The 16,284-nt window shown below is 43.8% G+C and carries 16 protein-coding genes and 1 tRNA gene; 8 read left to right on the top strand and 9 right to left on the bottom strand.

Annotated elements, in window-relative coordinates:
- Positions 1–6: 6 nt before the first annotated feature.
- Entirely contained in the window at positions 7–273 is a 267-nt protein-coding gene (locus HXT50_RS06165; RefSeq protein ID WP_004105210.1) for a DUF2530 domain-containing protein, read from the top strand.
- Positions 274–355: 82 nt separating this feature from the next.
- Here the strand turns inward: HXT50_RS06165 and HXT50_RS06160 are convergent, their stop codons facing one another.
- Positions 356–1,636, bottom strand: coding sequence for a sensor histidine kinase (locus HXT50_RS06160; RefSeq protein ID WP_421777128.1), 1,281 nt, complete (start codon positions 1,634–1,636; stop codon positions 356–358).
- Positions 1,637–1,877: 241 nt separating this feature from the next.
- Between HXT50_RS06160 and phoU the strand changes: the two genes are divergently transcribed.
- The gene (gene phoU / locus HXT50_RS06155) at positions 1,878–2,558 is read left to right on the top strand and encodes a phosphate signaling complex protein PhoU (RefSeq protein WP_421777127.1); all 681 of its coding nucleotides are present in this window, start codon (positions 1,878–1,880) and stop codon (positions 2,556–2,558) included.
- A gap of 171 nt (positions 2,559–2,729) precedes the next feature.
- Here phoU and HXT50_RS06150 read toward each other — a convergent pair whose 3' ends face one another.
- The gene (locus HXT50_RS06150) at positions 2,730–3,470 is read right to left on the bottom strand and encodes a phosphoglyceromutase (protein ID WP_004119231.1); all 741 of its coding nucleotides are present in this window, start codon (positions 3,468–3,470) and stop codon (positions 2,730–2,732) included.
- 70 nt (positions 3,471–3,540) lie between these two features.
- Positions 3,541–5,238, bottom strand: coding sequence for a lysine--tRNA ligase (lysS, locus tag HXT50_RS06145; protein ID WP_004105214.1), 1,698 nt, complete (start codon positions 5,236–5,238; stop codon positions 3,541–3,543).
- Between the two features lie 260 nt (positions 5,239–5,498).
- Here lysS and HXT50_RS06140 point away from each other — a divergent pair.
- Both HXT50_RS06140 and HXT50_RS06135 read left to right on the top strand, forming a co-directional pair.
- A tRNA-Pro gene (locus tag HXT50_RS06140) sits at positions 5,499–5,572 on the top strand.
- 431 nt (positions 5,573–6,003) lie between these two features.
- On the top strand, positions 6,004–6,396 hold the full coding sequence (locus HXT50_RS06135; protein ID WP_101885926.1) for a hypothetical protein: 393 nt from the start codon (positions 6,004–6,006) through the stop codon (positions 6,394–6,396).
- 208 nt (positions 6,397–6,604) lie between these two features.
- On the opposite strand, the gene HXT50_RS06130 is transcribed toward HXT50_RS06135, so the two are convergent.
- The 6 genes from HXT50_RS06130 to HXT50_RS06105 all read right to left on the bottom strand — a co-directional run bounded on the left by HXT50_RS06130 (position 6,605) and on the right by HXT50_RS06105 (position 11,087).
- Positions 6,605–7,444 carry a phage major capsid protein gene (locus HXT50_RS06130; RefSeq protein WP_101885925.1) on the bottom strand — a complete coding sequence of 280 codons (840 nt, stop codon included), beginning with the start codon at positions 7,442–7,444 and terminating at the stop codon, positions 6,605–6,607.
- 145 nt (positions 7,445–7,589) lie between these two features.
- Positions 7,590–8,324: a hypothetical protein gene (locus HXT50_RS06125; RefSeq protein ID WP_101885924.1), complete on the bottom strand. Its 735-nt coding sequence runs from the start codon at positions 8,322–8,324 to the stop codon at positions 7,590–7,592.
- Positions 8,325–8,355: 31 nt separating this feature from the next.
- Positions 8,356–8,784: a hypothetical protein gene (locus tag HXT50_RS06120; protein ID WP_101885923.1), complete on the bottom strand. Its 429-nt coding sequence runs from the start codon at positions 8,782–8,784 to the stop codon at positions 8,356–8,358.
- A 16-nt stretch (positions 8,785–8,800) separates the two neighbouring features.
- On the bottom strand, positions 8,801–10,306 hold the full coding sequence (locus tag HXT50_RS06115) for an AAA family ATPase (RefSeq protein ID WP_101885922.1): 1,506 nt from the start codon (positions 10,304–10,306) through the stop codon (positions 8,801–8,803).
- Positions 10,307–10,308: 2 nt separating this feature from the next.
- Entirely contained in the window at positions 10,309–10,878 is a 570-nt protein-coding gene (locus tag HXT50_RS06110; protein WP_101885921.1) for a hypothetical protein, read from the bottom strand.
- Entirely contained in the window at positions 10,875–11,087 is a 213-nt protein-coding gene (locus HXT50_RS06105) for a helix-turn-helix domain-containing protein (RefSeq protein ID WP_101885920.1), read from the bottom strand. Before HXT50_RS06105 ends, HXT50_RS06110 begins: the two co-directional genes overlap by 4 nt.
- Positions 11,088–11,277: 190 nt before the next feature.
- On the opposite strand from HXT50_RS06105, the gene HXT50_RS06100 reads away from it, so the two are divergent.
- From HXT50_RS06100 to HXT50_RS06085, 4 genes are all read left to right on the top strand, one after another.
- Complete coding sequence (locus tag HXT50_RS06100; protein ID WP_101885919.1) at positions 11,278–12,009, top strand: helix-turn-helix domain-containing protein; 732 nt, start codon at positions 11,278–11,280, stop codon at positions 12,007–12,009.
- Positions 12,010–12,020: 11 nt separating this feature from the next.
- Positions 12,021–13,109, top strand: coding sequence for a tyrosine-type recombinase/integrase (locus HXT50_RS06095; RefSeq protein ID WP_101885918.1), 1,089 nt, complete (start codon positions 12,021–12,023; stop codon positions 13,107–13,109).
- A 401-nt stretch (positions 13,110–13,510) separates the two neighbouring features.
- The gene (locus tag HXT50_RS06090) at positions 13,511–15,502 is read left to right on the top strand and encodes a DUF4037 domain-containing protein (RefSeq protein WP_421777126.1); all 1,992 of its coding nucleotides are present in this window, start codon (positions 13,511–13,513) and stop codon (positions 15,500–15,502) included.
- The gene (locus HXT50_RS06085) at positions 15,499–16,149 is read left to right on the top strand and encodes a DUF4125 family protein (protein WP_421777125.1); all 651 of its coding nucleotides are present in this window, start codon (positions 15,499–15,501) and stop codon (positions 16,147–16,149) included. Before HXT50_RS06090 ends, HXT50_RS06085 begins: the two co-directional genes overlap by 4 nt.
- Positions 16,150–16,284 lie beyond the last annotated feature (135 nt).

Genomic DNA, 16,284 nt, shown 5'->3' with positions numbered 1-16,284 from the left:
AGTTGTATGGTTGGAAGTATGAAATTCGCACCTATAGTTAATCCTGATGCACGAAAAGCAGCACCAAAACCGCTGCGAGTTGATTTGCGAAAGGTTTTTGCTATAGGAACGATCGCGTGGCTAGTCGCAACAATAATTGCGCTTATCGTTGCGTTATTGCATATTACAACTTGGTTTCCTGTGTTGTTTTGCGCATCGGGAACAATTATTGGCGTTCTGCTATTAATTTGGGAACATTTTGACCGCTGGGACTACAGGCGCTTAGGAAAATAGTTTATTGCTGATTTGCTGAATTATTTACTGCTGATTTGCTGGCTTGCTAACTTACTGATTTTCTAACTTACTAATTTGCTGCTTATTTATTTGCAATTGGTAGCGCAAAACTTACGGTAGTACCCTGCCCCGGCATACTCCAAAGAGTAATATTTCCGTGGTGCGTAAGTGCCACATGCTTGGCAATTGCAAGCCCTAAACCAACGCCATCCTGGCTTTGACTATTTTGATTATTCGCACGATAGAATCGTTCAAAAATTCGCGACTGATCTTGCAAATCAATGCCAATTCCGCGATCTACAACACGGATCACAGCGTATTGACCATCTGTCGATAGTGACGCAGATAGCGAAACTGTAGAATTTTTTGGAGAATACGTAATTGCATTCTCAACTAATTTCCGCACTGCAGCTTGAATTTGCGAAATTTCACCGCGCACGCACAAACGCGAATCGACTTTTGACACAACGCGTACGCAACAATCCTTAGCAAATGAAGCAACTTGATTTTGCACATACGACAAAACATCATTCAAAGAAAATACTTGCGCAGAATCTAAGTCAATAGGATTTTGAGCGCGAACCAGCCACAACAAATCTTCAAGCATGTGCTCAAGTTTCTTGGAAGATTTACCGGCAATTTGCGCAATATCTTTAATTTTTTGAGCAGATACCTGTTCGTTTTGCAAAACTTTCGTAAGCTGAGTTAAGTTGCGAGTAGATCGCATTAACTGCTCAGAAACGTTGGAAATAAAGTCGTCGCGAGTTTGCGCAAAACGGTGAGCTGCACTCGTATCCTCAATAATTACAACCACGATACCGCCTCCAATGCTTCCAGCCGTAACAGTAAGCCAATTAGGGCGCGAAACAGTGGTTGACTCTTGAGGATTTGCAGTTATTGACACATAACGCTCAGGTGTCGAAGTAATCAAAGAGAAGCGCTCGAATCCGCCAGAAGCTCGCACGGAATTAACAGCTTGAAGAACGCGAGGCTGGCATAACGAATCATCGCTAACAACACCCAGCAAATAAGCTTCAGAACTTGCGCGAATTACGTCATTGTTGGCGTCAATTACAACAGTTGGCATGTCGAGCATTGCCAAAACTTGGGACGCGTCGTAGCTGATATCGTCACTTGCGTTGTCGCTTGAATCGTCGCTTATGTCGTCGCTTTCGTCATACTTTGTGTCATACCTTGCGCCATACTTTGCGCCACGAATATAATTAAACGCTCGTTTAAAAAGACGGCAAACTGTAGAAAACCAATCCGACATCAACACACACAACGAAAGCACAACGCACAACGCAAGCACGCCGAAAGCAACAAATACAACGATCACAACCGCAGAAGAACCTTGAGGCATACTCCTATAATCTCATACTTTGCGCGCTTTTGTAACTATGCAACTAAAAAGCGGCATAAACTTTACACGGCTGTAAAGTTTCGGTCGAAAATCACCACAAAAACGGCAGAAACTTTACACCGCCGTAAAGTTTCGGTCGCTTCGTTACCAGCGTCGTCTATAATTACATAGGATGCCTGACTTATAGCGACGTGCAAACTAGGCGTTCAAATAAACTCACAGCACTGAGAAAGGACGCACCATGCGAGTAATTTTCAACGAAGAAATGAAGGCAATTGCTTCAAACATCGAACGCATGGCAGAACTTGTAGCAAAAGCTATGAACGATGCTGGAAGCGCGCTTTTAAACGCGGATTTGGAAGCTGCTCAAACTGTTATCGATAAAGACGCAGACTTAGACGCTTTAGAAGCAAACACTATTGACCAATGCTTGACTTTGCTTGCTCGCCAAAACCCTGTGGCAACGGACTTGCGCGAAGTTGTAGCTACAATGCGATTAGCTGCAACGTTTGAACGCATGGGAGATTTAACAAGTCATATCGCTCAAATTACTAGACGAACCTGGCCTGAATCTGCTATTGCACAAGAAGGACGCGAAACTATTGTTGCAATGGTTGATTTCTTGCGCGAACTGTCAAGTCACTTAACGACCATGGTTGCAAATCGCGACGTGCAAATTGCGGAAACTATTATTGCTGGCGACGATGCGCTCGACAAATTGCACGAGAAGATTTTTGAGCTGGTAGAAGGCGAAAATTGGAAGGGTACGCGCAGGCAGTTAATTGATGTCGTTCTGCTTAGCCGCTTTATTGAGCGAATTGGAGACCATTGCGTTGCCGTCGCAAGGCAAATTGTGTTTATTGTTTCCGGATTCGATCCGTCCAAGAAGCCAGAGCCAGATAAAGACACTGTTGTAGCGTAACGCGGTTACAGCAAAACACGCTACGCAATTTCAAGTTGCACAAAGCGCGCATGAAAATAAAAGTAAACAAAAAGTAGGTTTGCAAATTAATTGCAAACCTACTTTTATTTTAAAAGCTAACTTAAGCTCTTAAAACTAACTTAAGCGCGGCAAAGCCAGCGAATCAGAATCTCACTTCTGACCCTGAGCAGCCACAGCGGCAGCACCGGCAGCAGCAGCTTCTGGATCCAAATACTCACCGCGAGGCTTGATTGGCTTGAAGTTCTCATCCAACTCGTAAAGCAGAGGAATAGCGGTTGGAATGTTCACCTTGGAAATCTCTTCCTCGCTCAAGTTATCGAGCATCTTAACGATTGCGCGCAAGCTGTTGCCGTGAGCAGCAATCATTACAGTCTTGCCGGACTTAAGCTCTGGAATAATATCCGACTCCCAGTAAGGAGTTACGCGAGTCACGACGTTTGCCAAAGCCTCAGTTTCTGGAACTGGTTCGCCAGCATAACGCGGATCGTTAGCCTGGGAATACTGATCATTTGGATCAATCTCAGGAGGTGGAGTTGCGTAAGAGCGACGCCAAATCATGAACTTCTCATCGCCATATTCCTGACGAATTGCAGACTTATTCTTGCCTTGCAAAGCACCGTAGTGACGCTCGTTCAAACGCCAGCTGCGACGAACTGGAATCCAAAGGCGGTCGGCTGCATCAAGCGCGTAATTCGCGGTATTGATAGCACGACGAAGCAAAGAAGTGAACACGATGTCTGGAAGAACGTTCTTCTCTTTAAGAAGCTCGCCACCATGCTTAGCTTCCTCGACACCCTGCTCAGTCAGCGGTACATCAACCCAACCAGTGAACTGATTGGTCTTATTCCATGCGCTCTGACCATGTCGGAGCAATACTAATTTGTATGTCATAATTACCTAGTCTATTCGTTTCATACGACTACTTGCATTAACACTTACATTAACTTTGACTTTGCGTCAACTAGCGAAGAGGCTTTACGAGTGGGAATGTAATTGTTTCGCGAATAGTTGCGCCCGTAAGAGCGATCAGCAAGCGATCAATTCCCATGCCCATGCCGCCAGCAGGAGGCATGCCGACGCCGAGAGCCTCAATGAAGTCCTCATCAATATCCATTGCCTCAACATCGCCAGCCAAAGCATCCTTAGCTTGAGCAACAAAGCGCTCGCGCTGCACAACAGGATCGTTAAGCTCAGAATAGCCGGTTGCAAGCTCAAAGCCGCGCACGTACAAATCCCACTTTTCAACCATTCCAGGCTTCGTGCGGTGACCCTTAACAAGCGGGCTAGTCTCAACTGGGAAGTCACGCACAAACGTTGGCGCGTAAAGCTTATCCTCGTAGAAGTGCTCCCACAAGTGCTCAACCAACTTGCCGTGATTCTCAACTTCGTCGCGCTCAACGCCAAGCTTGTCCGCAATCGCGCCCAAATGCTCAACAGAAGTTTCCGGAGTAATCTCCTCGCCCAAAGCCTCAGAAAGCGAGCCGTACATGGTAATCTGCTTCCATTCGCCACCAAAATCGTACTCTTCGCCGTTAAGCAAAGTCACCTTAGTTGAACCGAAAGCGTCTAGTGCAGCCTTTTGAATCAGCTCCTTGGTAAGAGCAGCAATCGTATCGTAAGTGCCGTAAGCCTGGTAAGCCTCAAGCATTGTAAACTCTGGAGCGTGAGTTGCATCCACGCCTTCGTTTCTAAAGTCGCGGTTGATTTCGAACACGCGCTCAATGCCACCAACCAAGCAGCGCTTCAAGAAAAGCTCCGGAGCAATGCGCAAATAAAGATCAATGTCGAAAGCGTTCATGTGAGTTGTGAATGGACGAGCAGCAGCACCGCCGTGAACCGTTTGCAACATTGGAGTTTCGACTTCCAAGAAGTCATGACTGTCGAAAGTACGGCGAAGAGAAGCCACAGCGCGCGAACGCCTGCGAACCATATCGCGAATCTTCTCGTCCGCAATCATGCCAATATATGGCTTACGCGTACGAGTGTCGTCGCTTAATTCCTTGTGCAAAGCCGGAAGCGGCTGCAAAGCCTTAGCTGCAATCGCCCACTCGGTTGCGAATACGGAAAGCTCACCGGTCTTAGAAGAAATCACGCGACCGCGCACGTAAAGGTGGTCGCCCAAATCCACCATCTGCTTGAAGCTTTTAATGGATTCTTCGCCAATTTCCTTCTTGGAAACCATCGCCTGAATCGTAGTACCGTCACCGGCAGAAAGCTTAACAAAGCACAAGCCGCCAGCGTTACGCAAGAAAAGCACGCGGCCTGCAATACCAACCTCAGTATCGGTTTCTTCGCCAGCTTCAAGCTTGCCATCGAAATCAGCACGCACCTTTTCGATAGTATCCGTAACGTTAAGGTGCACAGGATAAGGCTGCACGCCTTCCTTAAGCATCATTGCGCGCTTAGCAACGCGCATCTGTACCTGCTCAGGATGAGCTTGTGGCCCAAATTCTTTATTGCTTGGGTCGATTGCTTCATCCAGAGTTGCGCCTTCGTTTACGCGCTTGGCAATTGCTTCGTCTTGAGCGAGTAACATTTCGGCATGTTCAACAGTGTCAATTTCATTGACGGTATCTGTTGCTTCGTTTTCTGCTGCATTTTTATCGGCAGATTCTGCGGCACTTTGCGCGGCAGACATTGCAGTATTGGTGTCAGTCATAAACGCTAATTGTAGCCAGTAGGTAATACAGGTTTTATACGCGACTTGCAGTGCTAATTTGCGATATGTTTACACAGAAGCTGTAGCGATAATTTGTAATATGTTTACAAAGGAATTTCGCAGCTTGTACGCAATATGCTTGCGCGGGACTTACTTTGCGCAACTTGCACACGCTTTACAATAATTTGTATTAGCCAACCTGTAACATTACGGACGTTGTTGGAACTTTTATGCGCATATGCTTTCGCGAGTTTCAGCATCGGGCTGTAGCGCAGTTTGGTAGCGCGCTTCGTTCGGGACGAAGAGGCCGCGGGTTCAAATCCCGCCAGCCCGACTTTTGGAAGAAAGTTGAAATATCAACGTTTTTGGCTTGTTTTTACGGCTCAAAAATAGGCTAAATGTGCAAATGATGTGCAAAATTCTGTGATTTTGTTTTTTCTTTATGCCGATGTAACGATTAGATGCCGCATGTTGTAGTAATTACTAGGGCTTGCAGGGTGACGGGTGTAACGATTGTAACGTAACGAATAGCGTCTAATACGTAGTTTCTTTATAGGTCATATCCGCAGAGTCCTGTATACAAACTCACAGTCGCGATGTGTCTTAACTCGGTATGTAACTACATGCAACGATTAGATACGGCACAATTCAGCAATTACTACGACTTGTATAGCCACGGTTTCGATTCATGTTATCCACTTATAAAATCACGCTAGGTAAGGCATATAATAAAAGGAATAGTCTTAAAACATAGAAGGGGAGAATATGCACGATAGTAGCGAGCGCAAACTATGCCGCGAATGCCGCCACACTTACGCAAAAATCATCCGCAACATGCCTCAATATATCGTTATCATAAAGCAGATAGCATATAAACAAGTAAGGCTTACTCAGCGTTTGGGACGTGCTCCAAAGTATTCTGTATCCTCTTTGCCGATTAATGCCCGAGCTTTAGACCTTATTGACAGAATTCATGAGCAGACTGGGTGCGTATTAGGTCAGATTGATTCTTCTTATACTCGTTTACCACTTAATGCCGCACTTATGAAACTTGAGCAAAACATTCGCCAAATCCCCTCGTTGCCGTCGGCTGATTTGGACTTGAAAGAGTGGCGCGCAATTATGCAAGAATATGATGCAATTACTACGCCTAGATAGAAAAGTTATTTTTTCAAACTTTTAAATTCGTAAAAATGTTACGAATTAGAGTACTCATGTGAAGATGTTACGAATTGGCTGTTACGAATAGAAAATCTCGGGGAGATTCCAGACCTTTCGCCGGGGTGGCTTTAACAAAGGGGTGGGGGTATACCCCCCACCCCCTCTTCATAACTAAAGAGAACATAAAATGAATATCATTATCATATCATCCTGCAATAACTTTTGCTACTCTTCCTGGATGCAAGATTCCAAATCCGAATCTGAATGTTGTTCTGATGCCTACCGAGTCGTGCTCAAAATATCTGTCAGATGTCGTTGCGGTTTCAACCCTAGATACAGATGATATGACTTCGTTCTTATCTAGGATAAGTACTGTTTTCTCTGGCATGCATGCGGTCAGAATAACTGGTAAGCCAAATAGTTGAGGCTTTGTGCTGTTTGCCACGTCTGGACTGATTAAAGCACGCTTATCGCCTCCCTTAAGCTTCAGCATGTATGCCCATGCGTCATAGCCTGCAATAATCGTGGTAGGCGTTCCTCCATTCGCGCTGATAGAACTAATTGCGTCTATGATTGCGTCTAATGTGCCATCAAGTTTGCCGCCGTCTACGATGCCTTTATAGTTTGCAAGTCCTACGACTTTATTATTTGCATTTTGTCCTGTCTCTGGTGCTGGTGCTCCTAAGAATAGCCTATCGGCTTTTGCTATAACGGCACGAGCCAAGCTGTCGCCTATCATGTCGGGCATATTCATATGTCGATATGCTTCATTGCTTAATACTGTAAGATTTGCAACCTTTTGGGTACCTACTACGAGTTCGCTAATTGTAGGGTCTTTGGCTGTAATCTCCGAGCCTTCGGCTGTGATTTCAGCTTCTGGGTCTACGGATACGTACGCAATGCGAGCTGTAGGCTGGTCGCCCTGAAGTTCATCCATTACGTTCGTTTGGGTTAAAATGAGAGCGTCTGGGATAGATTCTGATGCGCTTGTGGATGTTGTATTTGGGAAAGCTGCATCATTGTTGATTAATGTACTAATTGCCATTGTTATTTCCTTAATAAATTCGATGCATACTTTGGCAATATACAAAATATGCCCAAGGTATGCAAAATGTTAATAATTTCAGCATGCCTCGGGCATATTGACAGCTGTCCAATCTAAGACCTCTACATGCTATTATATAACAGAATCAGCTATATCTCAACTGACTAAGAGAGTTAGAAAGGCTAGATTTCCTTTGTATTGCTGGAATACCGTGAGTATATGATTTGCGCCTAATTGGACGTATTCTCCCAATATGGTCTTCCCTTGTGTTCTCAAGTCTCATTAAATATGGATAGTTACACTTTACATATGCAACTATTGCACTATGAACTTCGATTGGGTCCATTTCGGATAGTTCTTCTATTGTGTAGCCTGTTTTGCCGTTAATTTTAATTTGCTTCAGATTGTCATCATCGGATAGCCATGCTTTTATTGCGTTATAGTCTAACGCTTTAGAGCTGTAGGTTGGTGAATCACTGCCGCCTGCCGTAGGTAGGTCGTGTTCAAGAACTAAGACGTCCGTTGCTCTGAGGATGTTTATATTCTCTATCGATTCTTTAAATTTTTCGCGTGTTATTCGTTCTGTGTTTTCCTTTGCTTCTTTCAACTCTGTTTTTAGCTGGTCTATCTCTTTCGAACTTTCGCATTCTAGTTGTTCCAATCTTGCTGTCAGTTCTTTGTTTTTCAGTCTGAAACGTTTATTTTCTGCACTGAGTTTAAATTTCGCGTTGTCTTTGGAATCTTGCTCATCGTTTACATCATGCTGAGCAAGATTATTTTCTGTCTGTAGTTTGTCTTTTTCATTCGAGCTGTCAAGCGATTCAGAGGCTTGCTGTGTATTAATATCGCTATCCATTTGCATATCGATGTTGTTATTCATTTGTTTTCCTTAATCCTATGATGTTGGTTAATTATTGTTTTTTAGAGTCTGAATATTTTTTAATATAACTTTCTCTAAAAAAGTCGTATTCTTTTAATACTGACAATGGGTTTTCTTTATTAAGAATTTCTGCTAGCTCAAAAAAGCTAGATAAAGGCTGTTCTCCGTTGCGAATTTGATTCCATGCCTGATTATCACCAATACATTTATTTTCTTTGTAAGCCATACGGCTGAAGAAAATAACTAACGAAGTTTCTTCTATACTCAAGTTATGAAAACGTCCACTGCTTTTTAAGGTGTCGAGTTCCATTTGGCACATAGGACAAATAATGTCATCTGATTTCATTTTGCTTACGTCATCTATAGAGTCGATTCGCTTCATTTTTGTTTCGCATATTGGTTTGTTGTCAGCCAATAAAGTATAGTGACAAATAGATTGGTTTTCGCTTGTATCTTTCATGTTATTATCTCCTTACTTATTTTGTGCTATTTTGTGCTTCGCGAAGAGCTTTCTCTTCGCTGGCGTATTTAACCCACAATCCACTTCTATGGCTTATAAGATAATCAAGCTGACTTGTGGTAAGGTCTTTAAAATCATCTTTAGCTGGGTATTGTGGTAGTCCTTTTAAAGAGCTCCGCGCATCATCATTGTTCACGTTTATCGCTTGTGATAAGTGTGAAGTATTGGAATCATTGACGCTTCTCACGCTTCTCACGCTTCTCACCTGTGTACGAGTATGATGTTTCTCTTCGTCAGTAGGAGATGTGATAAGCGTGGGAAACGTGTTGGAATTATTGGGGTCATGCTTATCATTGGTGATAAGCGTGCTAAACGTGTTTTGTTCGGTCGTCGTGTCTTTTACAAGTTCCCACACGTACACATATTGCTTTACTTGGGTTGATTTTATTTTTTCCTTATGCCTACTGCGCACGTTTGTACACTGCGCCCATGTGTAACCTGCGGCGGTAGCTTCTTTTTTAATTTCTCTAGTTTCTAGCTTTCCGCCGTTATCTTCTAATAGGTCGATGATGAACGCTAAAACGTCGCTTGTGGAATCCTCTAGGCGTGCGCTAGTCGCCGCGTCAATATCTCGCATTTGATTAGCGTTAATAATTTCGCCTGCACTGGTTTCTGAGGTTTCAAGGTTGCTAATTTTTGCAACGCTCATAGTAGTGTCATCGTCTGTAGGTATTTCCACGCTTTCAAGCTGAAAAGTCCACGATGCGCCTTGTTCTGGTGAATATTGGCACTTATCAAGCGTTATAAAGCATTTGCCTGTTTCATCGTCTTTTGCAACGAGTAGAACAGAACGCGCAACGTCACGGAACGCGTGCGAGCCGCTGATTTTATCCGACGCATAGCCGCCGCCTTTATTAAGGTGCAAAATGCCTATAATGCTAGTGTTAAGTCGTTGTGCCATGCGTGCGAGTGGGTCTAACGCTTTACGCACATCATCTTTACGGTTGGTATCACCGTCCATGTAGGAATTAAGTGGGTCTATAAGAGCAAGTTTTATATCATGGCTTGCTAATACTGTTTCCAATGCTTCCAAATCTTCGGGTATTGAAGTAACAGTGTCTATATGCTCTTCTACGCCTTCACGGTTTTTAGTTAAAAAGTAAGGCTCATCGAAAAATACGCGATTCATGTCAGCGCCCGCCGCCTTCAATCGCGCGCATTGCATACCTAGCGTATCTTCTCTAGCGAAAATAGCCACGTTAATAGGTTTGCCTTTATAATCGCCGTTAAGTGTGCCTGTAGTGGCTTGTGCGAGCTTATGTAAAGCAAACGTGCTCTTGCCTGTGCCTGCACGTCCACTAATAAGCGTTAGCATGTCAAGTGGCAATATTGGGGTATCTAAATACTTGGGTGCAACAATCTTGACGTCACAAGCTGGCGTTAATTGTAAATATTTGCCGCTCTTGCTTTGTACTGGTTGCGCCGCATGCAATTTTGTAAAGGGGTCTTGATTGTATGACATAATTAATACTGCTTGTTATAAGTGAATACAGAGGACTGGTTGAATACTCGGCTATATAGTGCGTCTGCTGGGTTCTCTACTTGTTCCATAGTTTTTACGATGCTATGGTTTGCCGCTACGCTATCTTCCAATAGCTTGTAATAGCTTGCATAATCACGCATTGGCTCAAAAAATGGTGGAGTTGCCGCTTTGTACTGAAGTCGTCGCAAATCGTTTTGAGGTAACGAGGCGGCAACGCTTTTTAATTGCGTTTTATCCTTATAACCAACTATTAGCTTGGAATTTGTAAGCATTTGCATTGTACAAGCCATAAAAAAGGCTGGTAGGTCGTTAGTGCCTGCAAACTCAATAGCTTCATGTTTAATATGTGCGTGGTCTAGCCATGCGATAACTGCTAATTTTTGCGACATTCTGCGAGCGCGTTCGGAAAAGCTCAAGCCTGAATGGTCGTAACGCGAATCAATGCTAAAAGCTGAAGATAATATAAAATCCGCTACGCATGGAATCGTATAGCTGATATCTTCCGCTATTTCCGCGTTATTGCTAAGTTTTTTACATACTGCATTATTCATTGTTCTACTTTTTCCATTTCTGTTTTTACTTCCATTTCGTCGATTTTTTGCAATACCCAAGCATCTAAATCTTCGGGTCTATACATAAGTTTTCTATTTAACGGCTTGAAACCCTTTGGTGAATTGGGCAATTTGCGTAACCTGTTAAATGTTGGATAGCTAATATTTAGATATTCCGCCGCTTGGTGGCTATTCAAATAATTAGACATTTTAGCCTACTTTCTAAAATTTATAAACAATGATTTTCTTTTTTAGAAAATCATTTAACTTTTTGTTTCATCATTTAGTATATATGATTTTTTACATTACGCAAATCTAAAATTCAAAAAAATATAAAATAATCATTTATGCCAATATTTTTTATATACAAATTTTCTTTTTTAGAGTATTGTTTATGGTATGACTGATAAAAAGAAAACTAATCAAATCGATATAACTGGTCGTACTGTGGCTGAAAATATTAAGCGTTTGCGCGGCGGTCAGTTGTTAAAAGACATTTCAGAACAATTATCTGAAATAGGACGGCATATAACGCCGTTGGCTTTAGCGCGCATTGAGTCGGGAGAACGAAAAGTAGACGTAGATGATTTAATGGCGTTTGCAATCGTCTTTGGCGTTTCCCCACTTACGCTTTTATTGCCTAACTCTGGTTCAGCTCTTGTTTCGTCAAAAATTACTGGTGCATCCCATGAATACGGTTCAAATGTTCTATGGCTTTGGGGTCGAGGTGATGAGCCGCTGGAAATTGCCGCACTTATAAGCGATTTGTATATATTGGGCAACAATATGGGCATAGATACACTAGTAGATATATACGATAATCCGTCCGAAGATGGAAAGTTTGCAGATGCTGAAGAGTATCGAAACAAACATATTGCATATACTCCTGAACAACAACATGCAATAGACACATTTACTAAAAATGCGAAACCGACAATTGATGATAGAAAAACTGGACTTTTGCGGGCATATCAACCAGAATACTGGGAAAAAACAGACTCCATAATTAAACAAGGGTTAAATTGTTCTTATTTTTATCCGGGTGCTCTTAAAAAGCTTGCGGATAAGGCTCTGGAAATGGCAATAAAAGAGAAAAATAACAGATTGGCACAATCTGATGAGAACGATTAAGAGGTCATAGAATGGCTTATATTCATCGTTACAATCTAAAAAACGGTTCTTATCGTTACCGTGTGTGGTACACAACACCTGACAATAAACGTAAATCAAAGTGTGGGTTTAAATTAAAGGCTGATGCTGAGCGCTGGAAAGCAACGACACTAGTAGATATTGCTAGTGGTTCATATATTGACGCTGATTTGGGCAAAAAAACCATTAGCGCGCTTTCCAATCATTGGTTAGAAAATAAAAAGGGAATTGTTAAGCCTAAATATTATTACGACTTAGAAAGTGCGTTAAGAGTCCACGTAATACCTAAATGGGGTTCTTGCCAATTGGGTGCTATAAAAGCAAGTGCCATACAGTCATGGGTTAGTAGGTTAAGCCAAGAACGTAGCGCAACGGTTGTTTTGCGCGCTTATGGTTGCCTTAAAGGTATTTGCGAGATGGCAATTATGGATAATCTAATAAAAGCCAATCCGTGTTCAAATATTCAATTGCCTAAAAAAAGACGCAAGAAACGCACTTATTTAACACCTGAGCAAGTAATGGCGTTGGCGAATGCGAGCGGTAGATATAGAACACTTATTCTTGTGTTTGGTTTTTGCGGACTTCGTTGGGGTGAAGCGAGCGCATTAAGAGTTGAGGATATAGATACGATAAATAATCGTATTAATGTACGCCGTAATTATGTTAGGTTTGGAAAAATTCATTCTGAGGGTGCTCCTAAAACGTGGGAAAATAGGTCTGTGCCTGTTCCGTCTTACGTTATGGGTGAGATTAAAAAAGAAATTCAAGGCAAGCTGTCCGATAGGCTTGTCTTTGAAGAATGGGAAGGTGAGTACTTACACGAGCAAAGAAGAGGGAAAAATGGGTGGTATTCTCAAGCTATTGCCAAATCCGGCATTCCGTCGCTAACTATCCATGATTTACGTCATACTGCCGCGAGTATTGCTATCAGTGCGGGTGCTAATGTGAAGTGCGTTCAAAAAATGCTAGGACACAAGAATGCCTCCATGACATTAGACACTTACGCTGACTTATTCGATACTGATTTGGATAATGTAGCGATGCGCATCAACGACGTAATAGGAGGCTTAAATGTGCAATAAATGTGCATTTTATTTTACTTCCTTTGATTCTGTTTGATATCTTTTGATTCTGTTAATCCTTGCAATCATTGGGTTTATGTCACTATTGATATCCAAAGATTCACATTACAACGGTTTCAAATCCCGCCAGCCCGACTTTTGATTTTTGGCATTACCCCCCCCCACGCAATTTCGACATTTCCTATACACTGCTGTAAAGTTTCTGCCGTTTTTTGGCTTGCAACCGACTTTTTCTTTACACGTGTGTAAAGTTTCTGCCGTTTTTTGGCGCGAAGGCGGCATAAACTGCGCGCGGCTGTAAAGTTTCTGCCGGTTTTTGACGTAAAAACGGCAGTTTCTTTACATGACTGTAAAGTTGAAGTCGATTGATTGTGAACAAGCGCAATAGCAAGGGGGCTTTGATGGAGAACGCTGCGCAATTTTATAACGAGCTTGACGAAATGTTTGCGAATCACGCGGGCGCTGACGCGATCGAGACGTATCTTTTGCGAAAACTTGCCGAAGCCAATCCCCTGCAGCTTTCAGTTCTCAACGAACTCATGGGATTTTACCGTTCGCGCGGAGAGTACGCAAAAAACAAGCCAATCATTGATAAGGCGCTAGATTTGGCAAAAAAGATGGATTTAGCAGGCACCGAAGCCGGCACAACTACGCTAATTAACGCCGCCACAAGCCTTCGCGCGGCAGGCAGCTACGATCGCGCCGAAAAAATTTACACTCAAGCTCTTAACGAATCCACCGAAACGCTCGGCGCTAAAAACCGCAAGCTTGCCGCGCTTCACAACAATCTTTCGATGCTTTACAGCGAAACCGGTCGCACTCATGATGCAATTGAGGAGCTCAATCATGCGCTTGAAATTTTGCAAAATACGAGCACGGATCCTGAGCGCGACATCGATATTGCCGCCACGCACACGAATCTTGCGCTTGCAATGTTGCAGGAGTGCTCACAGGAGTGCTCGCACCTTAACACCAGCACAAACAGCAAATCCGCAACTCTTGACTCCGCTTTTGAACACGCTTCGACCAGCGTTCGCATGTACGTCGCGGGGAATAACGAAAATCAGCCGCACTACGCTTCTGCATTGGCAGGTTTTGCGCAAGTACAGTGCGCGCGCGGCGAGTACGCTCAGGCTGAGGAAAGTTACAGTAAGGCACTTGATTTGATTGCGAGATGCTACGGAAAAGATAGCGAATCTTACGCGATTACGGCAGAAAATTTGCGGCAGGCGCGCGAGTTGGCAGAAAAAGTTACGAAAGAATCTACAGAAATTCAAGAATCAGCAAACCAAGATATAACAGAACAACACTCAACGAACTCACACGCAGCAAACCAGAACGCAGCAAACCATAATATAAAAACTGGCATGCAATTAGCGCAATCATATTGGCAAACTTACGGAAAGCCGTTACTTGATCAGCCAAAATTTGCGAAATACAAGAACCGCATAGCTGCAGGATTAGTTGGACACGGATCGGAATGCTACGGTTTTGACGACGAGATTTCGCGCGACCACGATTTTGGACCCGGTTTCTGCTTATGGCTTACCGACGAAGATTACGCGGAAATCGGCGCGGATTTGCAGACTGCTTACGACGCACTTCCGCGAAAATACGCCGGTTTTGGCTCTCGCAACGAAACACCGCGCGCAAAATCATGCGAAAGCAGCAAGCGCGTCGGAGTGTTCAGCATAAGCGAATTTTTTGAAAATCTAACCGGCTTTCCCACCGCTCCAAGCCAAAACGAGCCGCACTTATGGCTATCGCTAAGCGAGTCAACGCTTGCAGCAGCGACGAATGGCAAAATTTTCGCGGACCCTCTTGGAGAGTTCTCAAAGGCGCGCCAAAGCTTCAAGCTCATGCCGGACGACGTGCGAATCTCACTAATCTCGCGCAGACTTGGCATGATGGCTCAAGCAGGTCAATACAATGTTCCACGAATGCTAGCACGCAAAGACGCTTCCGCAGCGTGGCTTTCTATCAACGAATTCGTGCGCGCAACCGCTTCACTCGTGTTTTTGCTCAACAATCCCGTAACCGCAGGCTACTTGCCTTACTACAAGTGGCAGTTTGCAGCGTTACGAAAGCTCAGCAACCGCATGGCTTCTAGGCTTCCGGAAGTGTGCAGCAAACTTGAGTCAATAATGCGACTTTCTTCCGCTTCTTGCTTTGGCGGAGACGGTTTTGGCGGAGACAGTTTTGGCGAAGGTGGGAAGGGAGCCGGAATTGCGCAAAAGCAAGTTTCGCAAATAATTGACAGCATTTGCGAGGATATTGTGCGCGAACTGCAATACGAGGGCTTAAGCGATTGCGACGAAACTTTTTTGGAATGGCAACGGCCGTATGTTGAAGCGCATATTAATTCGCGTGCGGCGTGTTTGAGGAGCTTATGATGTGCGATTTATCAGTAAATACGAAAGCGCAGAATCCGAAAACAGAAAATCTTGCGGAAGAAATCACTAAACTCGAGTGGGATCAGTTCCAGCTCACGCAAAACGAAGGCGGACGCGCGAATTGCCAAGGAAACTGGCCAACTTTTCGCATTATGCGCATGAGTCAATTTTTGGCGTGGCCGCTTGATTTGCAGGAGTCTTATAAACAGGATCTTGAGCGCGCGAATAGCGATGGACGCAATTTGATTACGGAAAAGTATGCGCGAATGATGGAGTCGACTGCGCCGGAAATTTTTGAGCGCACGATTAAGCCTTATATTAAGCCGATTTTGGAGCCTAGAAAAAGCGCGCAGGAGCAGATTATTTTAACGCAAGTCGAGTGGGCTGCGGATTTTCGCAATCGCTACCCGCATTTAGGTCTTGCGATGCGCGTGCTTAAAACTAGCGAGGATACGGCAGAAAATACGTCTTTTGAAACGTATTTGCGAGGCGAATTAAGCACATATTCTGACGCAACTTTCGCAAAATACCAGCGTTTTGTAAATAATTTGCGCACGGAAAATCTAAATCTTACGCAAATGATAATTGCGAATACTGTGCGCATGTATGGCTACGATTCGCTCGAAGCGGCCGAGCGCGCGCAATAAAGTGCTTGAGCGCCGGATTCATTCGTTACGCACGCCAATCACAACCTAGTTTCTAAAGCACCGCCACGCGAACCTGCCCTGCCTTCGTCAATCGAGACGAAGGCAGACCTCGCTTGCGTTGAAAGCACACTGTGC

This window comes from Gardnerella sp. KA00243 (assembly GCF_049244105.1).
Lineage (GTDB): Bacteria > Actinomycetota > Actinomycetes > Actinomycetales > Bifidobacteriaceae > Bifidobacterium > Bifidobacterium leopoldii.
The sequence above is the reverse complement of the archived record's forward strand: the minus strand, read 5'-3'. Positions and strand labels throughout refer to the sequence as shown.